We start from the raw sequence: 17282 nt of genomic DNA, 5'->3' as shown, positions 1-17282 counted from the left end.
GCGCAGAATGCCGGATGCGGCGTAACACCTTATCCGGCCTACAATAGCGACGCCGGGGGAACCCGGCGAATGCAACAAACTGCTTATTCTTTCGGATCTTTGCCCGCCAGCAGCTTATCCAGCTCATCGCCGCCCACGTGACGGAAGTCTTGTCCTTTCACGAAGTAGAAGATGTATTCGCAGATATTCTGGCAGCGGTCACCGATACGTTCGATGGAACGTGCGCAGAACAGCGCGGTCAGCACGCTTGGAATGGTACGTGGGTCTTCCATCATATAAGTCATCAGCTGACGCACGATGCCTTCATATTCCTGGTCAACTTTCTTATCTTCGCGATAAATACGCACTGCTTCGTCCAGATCCATACGTGCAAACGCATCCAGAACGTCATGCAGCATTTGTACGGTATGGCGGCCCAGTGATTCCAGGCTTACCAGCAGCGGCTGGTGCTGTTGCGAGAACTTCTCCAGCGCGGTACGGCAAATTTTGTCCGCCACGTCGCCAATACGTTCCAGCTCAGCGATGGTTTTGATAATCGCCATCACCAGACGCAGATCGCTCGCTGTCGGTTGACGCTTGGCGATGATACGCACGCAGGCTTCGTCGATCGCCACTTCCATCATGTTGACGTTCTTATCGCCTTCAATGACGCGCTTCGCCAGCTCGCTGTCCTGGTTGTGCATCGCCGTGATTGCATCAGAAAGCTGCTGCTCGACCATGCCGCCCATGGTCATCACCTGGGTACGGATGCTTTCCAGCTCTGCATTGAACTGGCCGGAAATATGTTTATTAAGGTTAAGGTTATCCACAACAAGCTCCTGAATCAGCCGTAACGACCGGTGATGTAATCTTCAGTTTGTTTCTTCGCGGGCTTGGTGAACAGATCGTCCGTGTTGCTGAACTCAATCAACTCGCCCAGGTACATAAATGCCGTGTGATCGGAACAACGCGCAGCCTGCTGCATGTTGTGGGTAACGATAACAACGGTGTAATCCTCTTTCAGCTCAGTGATCAGCTCTTCGATACGCCCGGTAGAAATAGGGTCGAGCGCTGAACATGGCTCATCGAGCAGAAGCACTTCCGGGCGAATGGCGATACCACGCGCAATACACAGACGCTGCTGCTGACCACCCGAGAGAGAGTACCCGCTCTGGTGTAATTTATCTTTGGTTTCGTTCCACAATGCGGCCTTGGTCAATGCCCACTGCACACGCTCGTCCATATCCGCACGCGAGAGTTTCTCAAACAGACGCACGCCAAAAGCGATGTTGTCGTAGATGGACATCGGGAACGGCGTTGGCTTCTGGAATACCATGCCCACTTTGGCACGCAGCAGAGCGATATCCTGGGTATTGGTGAGAATATTGTCGCCATCCAGCAGGATTTCACCTTCCGCACGCTGCTCCGGGTACAGTTCAAACATTTTGTTGAACGTACGCAGCAGCGTCGATTTACCACAGCCTGACGGCCCGATAAACGCCGTTACCTGGTTTTTAGCAATATCCAGGTTGATGTTCTTCAGGGCATGGAATTTGCCATAGTAGAAGTTCAAATCACGAACCTGAATCTTACCCGGGGCAGTATCAACCATACTCATTTCAATCTCTTCCTCATTCGGCGCCGCATCAGCCACGCCGTAAAAATTAACCGTGTTTCTTCTTCGCGAAAATGACGCGCGCCAGAATGTTCAGCAGCAGTACGCACAGGGTAATAATCAGTACCCCGGCCCAGGCCAGTTGCTGCCACTCAGCAAACGGGCTCATCGCAAACTTAAAGATAGTGACCGGCAGGTTGGCGATAGGCTGCATCATGTCGGTGCTCCAGAACTGGTTGGAGAGCGACGTAAACAGCAACGGAGCCGTTTCACCTGCGATACGAGCAATCGCTAACAGAACGCCTGTAATGATCCCCGAGACAGACGCCTTCAGGGTGATCGCAGAAATCATTTTCCACTTCGGCGTACCCAGTGCATAGGCGGCTTCACGCAGGCTATCCGGCACCAGCTTGAGCATGTTCTCCGTGGTACGGATAACAATGGGCACCTGCAGCAGCGCCAGCGCGATAACGCCTGCCCAGCCAGAGAAGTGTTCCATTTTTGCTACCACGATGGTGTAAACGAACAGACCGACCACGATTGATGGTGCAGACAGCAGAATGTCGTTGATAAAGCGGATAACCTCAGCCAGCCAGGACTTACGTCCGTACTCTGCCAGGTAGATACCCGCCATAATGCCAAGCGGTGTACCAAACACGGTCGCCCACAGAATTAACAGTCCGCTACCGGCCAGGGCGTTCGCCAGACCACCACCCGCTGTATTCGGCGGAGGCGTCATTTCGGTGAACAGCGCCAGCGACATACCGTCAATACCACGGGTGATCGTGGACATCAGGATCCAAATGAGCCAGAACAGACCGAACGCCATGGTCGCCATAGAGAGCGTCAGCGCGATGCGGTTCTTCAGACGGCGACGTGCCTGCATTTTACGGCGGGACTCCGCCAGCGCAGTGGTGTTTTGCATTTCAAGCGTAGCCATTAGCGTGCCCCCTCGTTCTTCGCAAGGCGCATGATCATGAACTTAGACGCCGCCAGTACGATGAAGGTGATCACAAACAGAATCAGACCCAGTTCCATCAACGCAGCAACGTGCAGGCCAGATTCCGCTTCGGCAAATTCATTCGCCAGCGCAGAGGTAATACTGTTGCCCGGCATGTACAGCGAGGCGCTATCGAGCTGGTAGGTGTTACCAATGATAAAGGTCACCGCCATGGTTTCACCCAGCGCGCGGCCCAGACCCAGCATCACACCGCCGATCACACCATTTTTGGTGAACGGCAGGACGATACGCCAGATAACTTCCCAGGTGGTACAGCCGATGCCGTAGGCTGACTCTTTCATAAGCACCGGCGTTTGTTCGAACACATCACGCATAACCGCAGCAATGTACGGAATGATCATGATAGCGAGGATCACACCAGCCGCCAGAATACCGATACCAAACGCCGGGCCGGCAAACAATGCGCCAACAAACGGAATGTTGGAAAGGATGTTCCCGACCGGCTCCTGGAAGTAAGTCGCAAACAGCGGGGCAAAGATAAACAGGCCCCACATGCCGTATACGATACTCGGAATTGCTGCCAGCAGTTCAATAGCGATACCCAACGGGCGACGCAGCCAGCCAGGTGCAAGTTCAGTCAGGAACAGCGCAATGCCGAAACTCACCGGAACGGCAATCAGCAATGCAATAAACGAGGTGACCAGCGTACCGTAAATAGGTACCAGCGCGCCGTAGATATCGTTCGGCGCATCCCAGTCTTTGGTCCACAAAAAGGAGAAACCAAATTTCTGAATGCTTGGCCAGGAGGAGATAACCAGAGAGACAATAATGCCACCCAACATCAATAGCACAATCAGCGCAGCCAGTTTTACCAGCACGCTGAATATCATGTCACCCTTTTTACCCGGTGGGTTAAAAGCAGGCTTGGTTGCAGCCATAAATCACTCTTTAAGTTAAACGCGTTTACGAAATTGCCCTGCCGGATGGCGCTACGCTTATCCGGCCTACAAATTGGGCCTACAGTCGGAACTGTAGGGCGGATAAGCGTAGCGCCATCCGCCAACTCGTTAAAGATATTCTATTAGTACAGCGCTTTACCGCTGCTGTCTTTCACGTTGGTCTTCCATGCAGCACGAATCTGCTCAACCACGCTGTCCGGCAGGCTGGCGTAATCCAGGTCATTAGCCTGTTTGCCACCATTTTTGTATGCCCAGTCGAAGAATTTCAGCACTTCAACGCCCTGCTCAGGCTTCTTCTGCTCTTTATGGACCAGGATGAAGGTGGTGGAAGTGATTGGCCACGCATCGTCACCTTTCTGGTTAGTCAGATCCTGAGCGAAGGTTTTGCTCCAGTCAGCGCCTTTAGCGGCGTTGGCAAAGTTTTCTTCGGTCGGGCTTACCGGTTTGCCATCAGCAGAGACCAGCTTGGTGTACGCCAGGTTGTTCTGCTTAGCGTAAGCGTACTCAACGTAACCGATAGAACCCGGCAGACGCTGTACGAACGCGGCGATACCGTCGTTACCTTTACCGCCCAGACCGGTCGGCCAGTTAACGGTAGAGCCGGAACCAATTTTAGATTTCCACTCTTCGTTCACTTTCGCCAGGTAGCTAGTGAAGACAAAGGAAGTACCAGAACCATCAGCGCGACGCACAACGGCGATATTTTGCGAAGGCAGCTTCAGACCTGGGTTCAGTTTGGTGATGGCTTCGTCATCCCACTTCTTAATTTTACCGAGGTAGATGTCGCCCAGCGTTTTACCGTCAAGCACCAGCTCGCCGGATTTCAGTCCTGGGATATTCACCGCCAGCACCACACCGCCGATAACGGTCGGGAACTGGAACAGGCCTTCTTGTGCCAGTTTCTCGTCAGACAGCGGTGCATCAGAAGCGCCGAAATCAACGGTATTGGCCGTAATTTGTTTTACACCACCGGAGGAGCCGATACCCTGGTAGTTTACTTTGCTACCGGTCTCTTTCTGATAGGTATCTGCCCATTTGGCATACACTGGCGCAGGGAAGGTTGCACCTGCACCTGTCAGGCTCGCTGCTGCAAACGCAGAGAACGCGCTCATGGATAAGGTCGCGGCGACAACAGTTGCGACAGTGGTACGCATAACTTTCATAATGTCTCCTGCACGGTTTTCGTAAATTGTTGTTTGAGTTGCTACTGTGAGCAAAATAGGACAAACAGGTGACAGTTAAATGTACGAAATATGACAGTTTTATGACAATGAAAAATACGGAAAGCTATTTATCTAAAAATACATTTAAAACAAAACGTTAATCATTACCATGACAGTAACATTTCGCTAAAATTTTCTTTTTATGACACTGCAAACAGTAGCTGAAGATGACGGTTTGTCACATAAAACAGGCGGGATAATTGATTAAAAACAGAACAAGTTTAAAAAAATGCCCCGCTTATAGCAGGGCATTTTCAGTTCAGTTAGGTACGGATTACTCTACGGTAACCGACTTAGCCAGGTTACGCGGCTGATCCACGTCGGTGCCTTTAATCAGCGCCACATGATACGCCAGCAGCTGCAGCGGAACGGTGTAGAAGATCGGTGCAATCACCTCTTCCACATGCGGCATCTCAATGATGTGCATGTTTTCGCTGCTGGTAAAGCCAGCATCCTGGTCAGCAAAGACGTACAGCTGACCGCCACGGGCGCGAACTTCTTCAATGTTGGACTTCAGTTTTTCCAGCAGTTCGTTGTTCGGCGCGACTACGATAACCGGCATATCGGCATCAATCAGCGCCAGCGGACCGTGTTTCAGTTCGCCTGCGGCATAAGCTTCAGCGTGAATATAAGAGATCTCTTTCAGCTTCAGCGCGCCTTCCAGCGCAATCGGGTACTGATCGCCACGGCCCAGGAACAGCGCATGGTGTTTATCAGAGAAACCTTCAGCCAGAGCGGCAATGCGTTTGTCCTGAGACAGCATCTGCTCAATACGGCTCGGCAGCGCCTGCAGACCGTGAACGATTTCCTGCTCAATAGCCACATCCAGGCCTTTCAGACGAGACAGTTTCGCCACCAGCATCAGCAGAACGGTCAGCTGAGTGGTAAATGCTTTCGTGGAGGCCACGCCGATTTCGGTACCAGCATTGGTCATCATCGCCAGGTCGGATTCGCGCACCAGAGAAGAGCCCGGTACGTTACAAATAGCCAACGAGCCCAGATAGCCCAACTCTTTGGATAAGCGCAGACCCGCCAGGGTATCTGCCGTTTCACCTGACTGGGAAAGGGTGATCATCAGGCTGTTACGACGCACGGCGGATTTGCGATAGCGGAATTCGGAAGCAATTTCGACATCACAAGGAATGCCAGCCAGCGATTCAAACCAGTAGCGGGACACCATACCGGAGTTGTACGACGTACCACAGGCGATAATCTGGATATGCTCAACCTGAGACAGCAGCTCGTTGGCATGCGAACCCAGCTCGCTTAAATCCACTTCACCGTGGCTGATACGGCCGGTCAGCGTGTTTTTAATTGCGTTCGGCTGTTCGTAGATCTCTTTCTGCATGTAGTGGCGATAAATACCTTTTTCGCCCGCATCGTATTGCAGATTAGATTCGATATCCTGACGTTTCACTTCCGCGCCAGACTTGTCGAAAATAGAGACCGAACGACGGGTCACTTCCGCGATATCGCCCTCTTCCAGGAAGATGAAGCGACGGGTTACCGGCAGCAGTGCCAGCTGATCGGAAGCGATAAAGTTCTCACCCATACCCAGACCAATCACCAGCGGGCTGCCAGAACGGGCCGCCAGCAGGGTTTCCGGGTTACGGGTATCCATGATCACCGTGCCGTAGGCACCGCGCAGCTGCGGAATAGTACGCAGCACGGCTTCACGCAGCGTACCACCCTGTTCCAGCTCCCAGTGCACCAGGTGAGCAATCACTTCGGTGTCGGTTTCAGAAACAAAGGTGTAGCCACGCGTTTTCAACAGCTCACGCAGTGGTTCATGGTTTTCAATGATGCCGTTATGCACCACAACAATGTGTTCAGAAACATGGGGATGCGCGTTCGCTTCTGAAGGTTCACCGTGTGTCGCCCAGCGGGTGTGAGCAATACCAGTACCACCATGCAGCGGATGTTCTTCCGCAGCAGCAGTCAGCATCTGCACTTTACCCAGACGACGCAAACGGGTCATGTTGCCTTCAGCATCGACAACGGCCAGACCAGCAGAGTCATAACCACGATATTCCAGACGACGTAAACCTTCGAGAAGGATTTCAGCTACATCACGCTGCGCGATAGCGCCAACAATTCCACACATATTTTTTGATTCCGAATTTAGGCATTGTGCCTGTCGTTGTCGGTCAACCTGATACCCGTATTCCGGGCGCCCCGAGCCTTGTAGAGAGTGGGGTTATTTTTATAGGTACTGCTTGTTGAGCGGAGGATTATATTATCCCCTCATCTCTTGTCTGCCTGATGGCGCTCACGGTTATCAGGCCTACAAAACGTCACCGCACGTAGGCCGGATAAGGCAAAGCCGCCATCCGGCAAAAATAAATTACTTCTTCTTCACCGGACGCTGCCAGCCCTGTTTATGAACCTGAGGTACACGGCTTAATACCAGTTCATTATCGGCGACATTACGCGTTACGGTGGTTCCGGCGGCAATCGTCGCACCTTTACCCACGGTGACAGGCGCCACCAGCTGAGTATCAGAACCCACAAACACATCATCACCAATAATGGTTTTAAACTTATTGGCACCATCGTAGTTGCAGGTGATCGTACCCGCGCCGATATTCACGTTATCGCCAATTTCCGCATCGCCCAGATAGGTCAAATGACCAGCTTTAGAGCCTTTACCCAGACGCGCTTTTTTCATTTCGACGAAGTTACCCACGTGTGCACCTTCCTGCAGCTCAGCACCAGGGCGCAGACGCGCGAATGGACCGATGGTGCAAGCGGCTTCCAGATGGGCATCTTCCACCACACTGTACGGGCTAAGCTCACAACCCTCACCAATCACGCTGTTTTTGATGATGCAGCCAGCGCCAATCTTGACGCGATCCCCAACGGTTACGTTACCTTCAATGATAACGTTAGTATCAATTTCAACATCGCGCCCGTGAATCAGCGTACCGCGAAGATCAAAACGTGCAGGATCGCGCAGCATCACGCCCGCCAGCAGCAGTTTTTCTGCCTGCTCGGACTGATACACACGTTCCAGACGGGATAACTGAAGGCGGTTATTTACCCCTTCCGTTTCACTGATTCGTGCCGGATGTACCGCAGCAATTTCACGTCCTTCCTGATACGCCATCGCGATGATATCAGTGATGTAGTATTCACCCTGCACGTTGTTGTTGGTCAGTTTAGACAGCCAACGCTTCATGTCAGCGCCGTTGGCAATCAGAATGCCTGTGTTGATTTCCTGGATTTGACGCTGCTCGTCAGTTGCATCTTTGTGCTCGACGATCCCTGTGACGTTACCGTTTTCGCGCGTAATACGCCCATAGCCGGAAGGGTCGTCCAGTTTTACCGTTAACAAACCGATACCACCCTGCGGTTTGGCTTCACGCAGGCGACGTAAGGTATCGGTAGAGATCAGCGGCACATCGCCATAGAGCATTAAAATGTCTTCGTCATCACTAAAGAATGGCGCCGCCTGCTGCATTGCATGGCCGGTACCCAACTGCTCAGCCTGCAGAACCCAATTCAGATTGCCATCTTTCAGCGTTTGCTTAAGCAGATCGCCACCGTGTCCGTAGACAAGGTGTACATGAGTCGCACCTAATTCATTAGCTGCATCAATGACATGCTGAACCATCGGCTTTCCTGCGAGGGTGTGCAGCACTTTAGGAAGATCGGAATACATACGCGTGCCTTTGCCTGCGGCAAGGATCACAACGCTCATAGCATTATTCAACATACACGTCCTGACTGTAATTTGAGAACGAATTTATACCGTTTCACATTGAAAATACTACATTTTTTTCAGCGTGAAATGGACCGAGGATAAAACGTTCAACAGGGGGGATTCCCCATCTGATAACTCACTATTTTCGTCTATATCTGCGTCTTTTGTCTCCCAAAAACCAGGAGTCTGCTCTTATTAAAGCCTTAGGTTAATGTTTTTGCTATTTTTTTACCGCATGAATAAAGCATTACATCAGCATAGAACGATTTTATTTATGTGATTCAGTGAGAAGCAGAAAAATGGATTGGGAAAGTTGAGGGGAGGAATGATAGAGAACGAATGATACAGCGAAGGAGGGGGGATTTAATAACGATGGCGCTAGCTGATAACCGTATTAAGCATCGCGCCACAGAACAGGTAGGGAACGACTAAACGTCCATGCTGCTGAAAAGGGCGATGATTTTGTTAAACAATTTCATGTTGGTATCCTGTTTTTATCTGAATTAATTTTGTGACGCACATCACATAAAAAGAGTCTACGCCTCATTTTTTAACCGATCAACATTTTTTGTGATGTAAATCACAAAATAATAAAACAGCTTTTTAGTTCCACTTTTACTGAAACAAATCCATAAAAAAAGCCAGCCTGGAAACCAGACTGGCCTTTGTGCTTTTCAAGCCGGTGTTACATCGCTTTTTTGGTCAACTCGATAACGCGCAGTTTCGCGATCGCTTTGGCCAGTTCCGCAGATGCCTGAGCGTAATCCACGTCACCATGAGAGCTCTTAATGTGCTCTTCAGCCTTACGCTTCGCTTCCAGGGCTCTCGCTTCATCGAGATCCTGTCCGCGAATCGCGGTATCAGCCAGTACGGTCACACTGCCAGGCTGCACTTCGAGAATGCCGCCGGACAGATAGATAAACTCTTCATGACCGAACTGTTTAACGATGCGGATCATACCAGGCTTAATGGCGGTGAGCAGCGGTGCGTGACCCGGGAAAATACCCAGTTCACCTTCACTACCCGTTACCTGGATTTTCTCGACCAGACCAGAGAACATTTGTTGCTCTGCGCTGACGACGTCCAGGTGGTAAGTCATTGCCATATCACCCTCCGATTAAGGCGTTAAAGTTTTTTGGCTTTTTCCACGGCTTCGTCGATAGAACCAACCATGTAGAACGCCTGCTCTGGCAGGTGGTCGTATTCGCCTTCCATGATGCCTTTAAAGCCACGGATGGTGTCTTTCAGGGAAACGTATTTACCCGGAGAACCGGTGAATACTTCCGCAACGAAGAACGGCTGGGACAGGAAGCGCTGGATCTTACGCGCACGTGCTACCACCAGTTTATCTTCTTCAGACAGTTCATCCATACCCAGGATGGCGATGATGTCTTTCAGTTCCTGATAACGCTGCAGCAGGGACTGTACGCCACGCGCGGTGTCGTAGTGTTCCTGACCAACAACCAGCGGATCCAGCTGACGGCTGGTGGAGTCCAGCGGGTCAACTGCCGGGTAAATACCCAGAGATGCGATCTGACGGCTCAGTACCACGGTTGCATCCAGGTGAGCAAAGGTGGTTGCTGGGGATGGGTCAGTCAAGTCATCCGCAGGTACGTATACCGCCTGAACGGAGGTGATAGAACCGGTTTTGGTAGAGGTGATACGTTCCTGAAGAACACCCATCTCTTCCGCCAGGGTCGGCTGGTAGCCTACCGCTGATGGCATACGACCCAGCAGTGCAGATACTTCTGTACCGGCCAGGGTGTAACGGTAGATGTTATCAACGAACAGCAGAACGTCACGACCTTCGTCACGGAACTTCTCAGCCATGGTCAGACCGGTCAGTGCAACGCGCAGACGGTTTCCCGGCGGCTCGTTCATCTGGCCATATACCAGGGATACTTTGTCCAGAACGTTGGAGTCGGTCATTTCGTGGTAGAAGTCGTTACCCTCACGAGTACGTTCACCTACGCCCGCAAACACGGAGTAACCGGAGTGTTCGATCGCGATGTTACGGATCAGCTCCATCATGTTTACGGTTTTACCTACACCCGCACCACCGAACAGACCGACTTTACCGCCCTTAGCGAACGGACACATCAGGTCGATAACTTTGATGCCGGTTTCCAGCAGTTCCTGAGAGCTGGACAGCTCTTCGTAGGAAGGTGCTGCGCGGTGGATAGCCCAACGCTCTTCTTCACCGATATCGCCTTTCATGTCGATCGGGTGACCCAGGACGTTCATGATACGACCCAGGGTTGCTTTACCTACCGGGACTTCGATCGGGTGTTCGAGGTCTTTAACTTCCAGACCACGACGCAGACCGTCGGAAGAACCCATGGCGATGGTACGTACGATACCGCCGCCGAGCTGCTGCTGAACTTCCAGCACCAGGCTCTCTTTACCATTCATAACCTCAAGAGCATCGTACACGCGCGGTACGGCATCCTGAGGGAATTCGACGTCAACCACGGCGCCGATTACCTGGACAATTTTTCCAGTAGCCATCTTGAATCCTCTACGAATTAACCTGGTTATACCGCGGATGCACCACCGACGATTTCGGTGAGTTCCTGAGTAATGCTGGCCTGACGAGCTTTGTTGTATACCAACTGCAGCTCTTTAATCAGGCTGCCGCCATTGTCGGTCGCGGCTTTCATCGCCACCATACGTGCGGCCTGCTCGCTGGCCAGGTTTTCTACCACGCCCTGATAAACCTGAGACTCGACATAACGACGCAGCAGTGTATCCAGCAGCGCTTTCGGGTCTGGCTCATACAGGTAATCCCAGGATTTACGCTTCAATTCATCATCATCTGATGCCGGCAGAGGCAGCAGTTGGGTGATGGTTGGCGTCTGAGACATGGTGTTAATAAATTTGTTGCTGACAACGTACAGTCTGTCCAGACGACCTTCATCGTAGGCCTGCAGCATCACTTTAACCGGACCAATCAGTTCGGACAGGGAAGGGTTATCCCCCATACCGGTTACCTGAGCGATCACGTTACCGCCAACGGAGTTAAAGAAAGACACGCCCTTAGAGCCGATCATTGCGATATCGCACTGAACGCCTTTATCGGACCATGTTTTCATATCCGCCAGCAGCTTTTTGAACAGGTTAATGTTCAAGCCACCGCACAGACCACGGTCGGTCGACACCACCAGGTAGCCCACGCGTTTAACGTCGCGTTCTTCCAGGTAAGGGTGCTTATATTCCAGATTACCATTCGCAAGGTGACCAATCACTTTGCGCATGGTCTCTGCATAAGGACGGCTGGCCGCCATGCGATCCTGCGATTTACGCATTTTGGAAGCGGCGACCATCTCCATCGCTTTAGTGATCTTCTGCGTGTTCTGGACGCTTGCGATCTTACTACGTATCTCTTTTGCGCCGGCCATGAGCTTCTCCTCAATGCCTTGCGGTCCGCCCTAAAGCAGACCGCCAGACGTTACCAGGACTGGGTTGCCTTGAAGGAATCGAGGATAGCTTTCAGCTTGCCTTCGATTTCATCGTTATAGCCACCGGACTGGTTGATCTCTTGCATCAGCGGAGCGTGGTCACGGTCAACGTAAGCCAGCAGAGCGGCTTCGAAGCTACCGATTTTCGCCAGTTCCACATCTTCGAGGTAACCGCGTTCAGCCGCAAACAGCACCACACCCTGCTGTGCAACAGACATTGGCGCATACTGTTTCTGCTTCAGCAGTTCAGTTACTTTCTGACCATGGCTCAGCTGCTTACGAGTAGCTTCATCCAGGTCGGAAGCGAACTGAGAAAACGCAGCCAGTTCACGATACTGTGCCAGAGCGGTACGAATACCCCCGGACAGTTTCTTGATGATCTTGGTCTGCGCTGCACCACCAACACGAGATACGGAGATACCCGGGTTAACTGCCGGACGAATACCGGAGTTAAACAGGTTGGTTTCCAGGAAGATCTGACCATCGGTAATGGAAATTACGTTGGTCGGAACGAACGCAGAAACGTCACCCGCCTGGGTTTCGATAATCGGCAGAGCGGTCAGGGAGCCGGTTTTACCTTTAACTTCACCATTGGTGAACTTCTCAACGTATTCCGCGTTTACGCGGGATGCGCGTTCCAGCAGACGGGAGTGGAGGTAAAATACGTCGCCCGGGAATGCTTCACGTCCTGGCGGACGACGCAGCAGCAGGGAAACCTGACGGTACGCAACGGCCTGTTTAGACAGGTCATCGTAAACGATCAGTGCATCTTCACCGCGGTCACGGAAGTATTCGCCCATTGCGCAACCGGCATATGGTGCCAGGTATTGCAGTGCAGCAGATTCAGACGCGGTCGCCACAACAACGATGGTGTTGGACAGTGCGCCGTGTTCTTCCAGTTTACGAACCACGTTGGAAATGGTGGACGCTTTCTGGCCGATAGCCACGTACACACATTTGATGCCGGAATCACGCTGGTTGATGATGGCATCGATTGCCATCGCAGTTTTACCTGTCTGACGGTCACCGATGATCAGCTCACGCTGGCCACGACCGATTGGGATCATGGCATCAACAGATTTATAACCGGTCTGGACTGGCTGGTCGACGGACTGACGTTCGATTACGCCTGGTGCGATAACTTCGATTGGCGAGAAGCCATCGTTATCAACCGGACCTTTACCGTCAATCGGGGAACCCAGAGTGTTCACCACACGACCCAGCAGGCCACGGCCAACCGGAACTTCCAGAATACGACCCGTACACTTAACCTTCATGCCTTCGGCGAGGTCAGCGTATGGACCCATCACTACTGCACCTACGGAGTCGCGCTCCAGGTTCAGTGCGATAGCGTAACGGTTACCCGGCAGGGAAATCATCTCACCCTGCATACAATCGGCCAGGCCGTGAATGCGGATAACACCGTCACTTACAGAAACAATAGTACCTTCGTTATGAGCTTCGCTCACAACACTGAACTGAGCAATGCGCTGCTTGATCAGTTCGCTGATTTCGGTGGAATTCAGTTGCATGCTCCAGTCCCCTTAAGACTGCAAGACGTCTGCAAGGCGCTCAAGACGGCCGCGTACGCTGCCATCAATGACCATATCACCCGCTCGGATGATTACGCCTGCCATTACAGACTTATCGATTTTGCAATTCAGCTTAACTTTGCGTGACAGACGTTTTTCCATCGCAGCACTAATCTTCGTAAGCTGTTCATCACTCAGTGCATTGGCAGAAGTGACTTCTACCTCAGAGATAGCCTCACTGGCTGCACGCAGGTGAATAAACTGCTCAAGAACATCCGGGAGCGCATTCAGACGGTTATTTTCAGCCATAACCCTAATCAGGTTTTGGCCGCTTTCGTCCAGCTGCTCACCGCACACGGCGATAAACGACTCAGCGAGCGTTTCCGGCGCCAGCGCGCCAGAGAGAAGCTCTGCCATTTGTTCGTTTTTTGTCACCTCAGCGGCGAACGTCAACATATCCTGCCAACGGTCAATGCTTTGGTGCTCAACGGCAAAGTCAAAAGCTGCTTTGGCGTAGGGGCGAGCTACCGTAATAAATTCAGACATCAGCCCCTCCCTCCTTACAGTTCAGCGACAAGTTTGTCCACGATGTCGCTATTAGCAGCTTCATCCACGGAACGTTCGATGATCTTCTCGGCGCCAGCAACAGCCAGGATAGCAACTTGCTTACGCAGCTCTTCGCGAGCACGTTTACGCTCGGCGTCAATTTCCGCCTGCGCCTGTGCCACGATTTTAGTACGTTCCTGCTCTGCTTCAGTTTTAGCTTCGTCCAGGATCTGAGCACGGCGTTTGTTCGCCTGCTCGATGATTACCTGAGCTTCCGCCTTCGCTTTTTTCAGCTGGTCGGTCGCGCTGGCCTTTGCAAGGTCAAGATCCTTATGTGCTCGTTCTGCAGAAGCAAGGCCGTCAGCAATTTCTTTTTGACGTTTTTCGATGGCAGCCATTAAAGGCGGCCATACGTACTTCATGCAGAACAGAACGAACAGGACAAACGCGATGGCCTGGCCGAGGATTGTTGCGTTAAGATTCACAGCACAATGCCTCTATCTAGTTAACGTTCTGATATTGCTCTTAATTCAAGCAACGCTTACTACGCGACAGCAAACATCACGTACAGACCCAGACCTACAGCGATCATTGGGATTGCATCCACCAGACCCATAACGATAAAGAACTGAGTACGCAGCAGAGGAATCAGATCCGGTTGACGCGCTGCGCCTTCCAGGAATTTACCCCCGAGGATGCCGATACCGATCGCAGCACCGATTGCCGCCAGACCCATCATCACAGCGGCAGCAATGTACAGCAGATCCATATTCAGGTTTTCCATGACAGTCTCCAGTTTGTTTCAGTTAAAACGTAGTAGTGTTGGTAAATTAATGCTCTTCAGATGCCATCGACAGATAGACAATCGTCAGAACCATAAATATGAAGGCTTGCAGCGTGATAATCAGTATGTGGAAAATGGCCCAAGGCACATTCAGGATCCACTGTGACCACCACGGCAACAGACCAGCAATCAGAATGAAAATCAGCTCACCGGCATACATGTTGCCGAACAGTCGCAGACCAAGAGAGATTGGTTTGGACAGCAGGCTTACCCCTTCAAGGATTAAGTTGACAGGGATGAACGCCCAGTGATTGAACGGCTGCAGCGTCAACTCTTTCGCGAAGCCACCGATGCCTTTCATTTTGATGCTGTAGAACAGAATGAGGATAAATACGCCCAGCGCCATCGACAGGGTGATGTTCACGTCAGCAGACGGAACCACACGCAGAGCCGGTAGGCCAAAGATATGCTCACCGATGTACGGCAGCAGGTCGATAGGCAGCAAATCCATCAAGTTCATCAGGAATACCCAGACGAAAATCGTCAAGGCCAGCGGAGCAATCAGCTTGCTTTTGCCATGGTACATGTCTTTCACGCTACCATGCACAAAGCCGATTACCAGCTCAATCGCGGTCTGAAATTTACCTGGTACGCCGCTGGTCGCCTTTTTGGCTACGCTACGGAACATAAGCAGGAACAACAGACCCAGAACCACCGAGAAGAAAATGGAGTCAATATTGAGCGTCCAGAAGGTGGCTGGGGGGTTGTGCGGATCCACCAGCGAGAATGTACGTAGGTCCAACTGAAGGTTATTCAGATGGTGTCCTATGTAATCCTGCGGCGTCATATTTTCTGAAGCCATGATGCCTTTACCCTTTGTTGTTAATTACAGCCGGCGCCAGTATCTGAACCACCAGCACCAAAACCCACGTAACGATCAGCGGCATGAATACCGCTTTCAAAACAGCCAACGCCACCACCAACAACACCAGCATCGCTAATACCTTGAAGGCTTCGCCGAAAGCGAACGACCAGGCTACTCGGCCCTTCGCTGGTGTATGTACCTGGTGACGCCAGGCAAATATCATAAACAACACATTAGGCAGTAACACTGCCAATCCTCCACACAACGCGGAGATGCCCCAGAAAGGGTCTTTGAGGCTAAACAGCAATCCACTTGCTATTACAACCAGAAGCTGTGTGAGCAAAAGCTTACGAGCAACGTTTCGACTCAAGAGCGACATAGACATCACGTTTTTACTCCTGCTCCCTTCGAGGTATGCCGCGTGTCGTATAAAACGTTCTTTATGGCTTAGAGTCAAGCATCAAAAAGCGGACAAATTATACGGTGCGCCTTCGTGATTTCAAACAATAAGTAGCTAAAAAGTGAATAAATGTTTAAATATTTTTCGCTGCCCCACATTTATTACTTTTAGGCAAACTGTGAACGATCATGCAAAACTGCAAATACCGCGAAAACACTGGCGTCAAAGCGTGCACCAGATCACACATTGAACATATTCACCTTCGCATAATTTATTTACGTGGCAATTGATGCCTTTTCATCTTTTTGATATTTAAGCGTAAAAATAGCCACTATTTCAAAAACAACGCCTAACAACAAAAAAACCGCTCATTGACATTTATAATAAAAAATTAACACGAACGGTGATTCTTACGTTCTATTTTTAGCAGACTGATATTTTCACAGCTGACTTGTTTCGCTTTTAACAAAAAACGGTACGTTATAGTTATGATGCAAAACCGTAAGGCACTAGTGAAATGTAACGACATTTAACCACACTATTACCTATGACTTTTAACACCTGAAAAGCCGTTTTTTCTCTATTTTTTTTGATAAAAATTAAATTTTGTTTGGCTTAATAACCACCAAATGACGTTCACCATCCAACTGCGGAACGCGTAATTTTTCGACGGACTCAACGCTGAATTCTGCTGGCAGCGAATCAATTTCATCTGCAGGCAACTGCCCTTTTAGCGCATAAAAACGCCCATTCTGGCCCGGCAAATGGTGACACCAGCTAACCATATCATTGAGTGAAGCGAAAGCACGGCTAATCACCCCATCAAACGGCGGTTCTGAAGGAAATTCTTCAACACGGCTTTGCACTGGAGTGATGTTAGTAAGCGCAAGCTCATGCTGCACCTGACGCAAGAAACGAACACGTTTTCCCAGGCTATCGAGCAGTGTGAAATGCGCTTCTGGACGCACGATAGAGAGCGGAATTCCCGGCAGGCCCGGTCCCGTACCTACATCGATAAAACGCTCACCCTTCAGATACGGTGCAACGACAATGCTGTCCAGAATATGGCGTACCAGCATTTCGTTGGGATCCCGCACCGACGTCAGGTTGTACGCTTTGTTCCATTTGTGCAGCATATCGACATACGCAATCAGCTGATTTTTCTGGTGATCGGTAAGAGAAATACCGGCATCAGCCAGCAGACGAGAGAGTTTGTTGAGCACGGTCGTTACCTGTTAATAATCAAATGCCCGATGC

At 51.1% G+C, this 17282-nt stretch carries 17 protein-coding genes; all 17 read right to left on the bottom strand.

Annotated features, from left to right (window positions below; genetic code table 11):
* Nucleotides 1-83: 83 nt before the first annotated feature.
* Nucleotides 84-809, bottom strand: coding sequence for a phosphate signaling complex protein PhoU (gene phoU, locus OGY06_RS15525; RefSeq protein WP_003023824.1), 726 nt, complete (start codon nucleotides 807-809; stop codon nucleotides 84-86).
* A 14-nt stretch (nucleotides 810-823) separates the two neighbouring features.
* Complete coding sequence (pstB, locus tag OGY06_RS15520; protein ID WP_003023821.1) at nucleotides 824-1597, bottom strand: phosphate ABC transporter ATP-binding protein PstB; 774 nt, start codon at nucleotides 1595-1597, stop codon at nucleotides 824-826.
* Nucleotides 1598-1643: 46 nt separating this feature from the next.
* Nucleotides 1644-2534 carry a phosphate ABC transporter permease PstA gene (gene pstA / locus OGY06_RS15515; protein ID WP_003827037.1) on the bottom strand — a complete coding sequence of 297 codons (891 nt, stop codon included), beginning with the start codon at nucleotides 2532-2534 and terminating at the stop codon, nucleotides 1644-1646.
* Entirely contained in the window at nucleotides 2534-3493 is a 960-nt protein-coding gene (gene pstC / locus OGY06_RS15510; RefSeq protein ID WP_003827035.1) for a phosphate ABC transporter permease PstC, read from the bottom strand. The genes pstA and pstC overlap by 1 nt, the downstream gene beginning before the upstream one ends.
* A 143-nt stretch (nucleotides 3494-3636) precedes the next feature.
* On the bottom strand, nucleotides 3637-4677 hold the full coding sequence (gene pstS, locus OGY06_RS15505; protein ID WP_003827033.1) for a phosphate ABC transporter substrate-binding protein PstS: 1041 nt from the start codon (nucleotides 4675-4677) through the stop codon (nucleotides 3637-3639).
* A 334-nt stretch (nucleotides 4678-5011) separates the two neighbouring features.
* Nucleotides 5012-6841: a glutamine--fructose-6-phosphate transaminase (isomerizing) gene (gene glmS / locus OGY06_RS15500; protein WP_003827031.1), complete on the bottom strand. Its 1830-nt coding sequence runs from the start codon at nucleotides 6839-6841 to the stop codon at nucleotides 5012-5014.
* Nucleotides 6842-7081: 240 nt separating this feature from the next.
* Entirely contained in the window at nucleotides 7082-8452 is a 1371-nt protein-coding gene (glmU, locus tag OGY06_RS15495; protein ID WP_003827028.1) for a bifunctional UDP-N-acetylglucosamine diphosphorylase/glucosamine-1-phosphate N-acetyltransferase GlmU, read from the bottom strand.
* A 673-nt stretch (nucleotides 8453-9125) separates the two neighbouring features.
* Nucleotides 9126-9545, bottom strand: a complete 420-nt coding sequence (locus OGY06_RS15490) for a F0F1 ATP synthase subunit epsilon (protein WP_003023809.1) — start codon at nucleotides 9543-9545, stop codon at nucleotides 9126-9128.
* A gap of 20 nt (nucleotides 9546-9565) precedes the next feature.
* Entirely contained in the window at nucleotides 9566-10948 is a 1383-nt protein-coding gene (gene atpD, locus OGY06_RS15485; RefSeq protein WP_003023806.1) for a F0F1 ATP synthase subunit beta, read from the bottom strand.
* A gap of 26 nt (nucleotides 10949-10974) precedes the next feature.
* Nucleotides 10975-11838: a F0F1 ATP synthase subunit gamma gene (gene atpG, locus OGY06_RS15480; RefSeq protein WP_003023804.1), complete on the bottom strand. Its 864-nt coding sequence runs from the start codon at nucleotides 11836-11838 to the stop codon at nucleotides 10975-10977.
* 50 nt (nucleotides 11839-11888) lie between these two features.
* Complete coding sequence (atpA, locus tag OGY06_RS15475) at nucleotides 11889-13430, bottom strand: F0F1 ATP synthase subunit alpha (protein WP_003827026.1); 1542 nt, start codon at nucleotides 13428-13430, stop codon at nucleotides 11889-11891.
* 12 nt (nucleotides 13431-13442) lie between these two features.
* On the bottom strand, nucleotides 13443-13976 hold the full coding sequence (gene atpH / locus OGY06_RS15470) for a F0F1 ATP synthase subunit delta (protein ID WP_003827024.1): 534 nt from the start codon (nucleotides 13974-13976) through the stop codon (nucleotides 13443-13445).
* A gap of 14 nt (nucleotides 13977-13990) precedes the next feature.
* Nucleotides 13991-14461: a F0F1 ATP synthase subunit B gene (gene atpF / locus OGY06_RS15465; protein WP_003827022.1), complete on the bottom strand. Its 471-nt coding sequence runs from the start codon at nucleotides 14459-14461 to the stop codon at nucleotides 13991-13993.
* Between the two features lie 59 nt (nucleotides 14462-14520).
* Entirely contained in the window at nucleotides 14521-14760 is a 240-nt protein-coding gene (gene atpE, locus OGY06_RS15460) for a F0F1 ATP synthase subunit C (protein WP_003023794.1), read from the bottom strand.
* Nucleotides 14761-14806: 46 nt separating this feature from the next.
* The gene (atpB, locus tag OGY06_RS15455) at nucleotides 14807-15622 is read right to left on the bottom strand and encodes a F0F1 ATP synthase subunit A (protein WP_003023792.1); all 816 of its coding nucleotides are present in this window, start codon (nucleotides 15620-15622) and stop codon (nucleotides 14807-14809) included.
* 7 nt (nucleotides 15623-15629) lie between these two features.
* A complete protein-coding gene (gene atpI / locus OGY06_RS15450; RefSeq protein ID WP_003827019.1) occupies nucleotides 15630-16010 on the bottom strand; it encodes a F0F1 ATP synthase subunit I in 381 nt (126 codons plus the stop codon).
* Between the two features lie 614 nt (nucleotides 16011-16624).
* Complete coding sequence (rsmG, locus tag OGY06_RS15445) at nucleotides 16625-17248, bottom strand: 16S rRNA (guanine(527)-N(7))-methyltransferase RsmG (protein ID WP_003827017.1); 624 nt, start codon at nucleotides 17246-17248, stop codon at nucleotides 16625-16627.
* Nucleotides 17249-17282 lie beyond the last annotated feature (34 nt).

This window comes from Citrobacter sp. Cpo147, from assembly GCF_030332405.1.
GTDB classification, from domain to species: domain Bacteria; phylum Pseudomonadota; class Gammaproteobacteria; order Enterobacterales; family Enterobacteriaceae; genus Citrobacter; species Citrobacter portucalensis.
The sequence above is the reverse complement of the archived record's forward strand: the minus strand, read 5'-3'. Positions and strand labels throughout refer to the sequence as shown.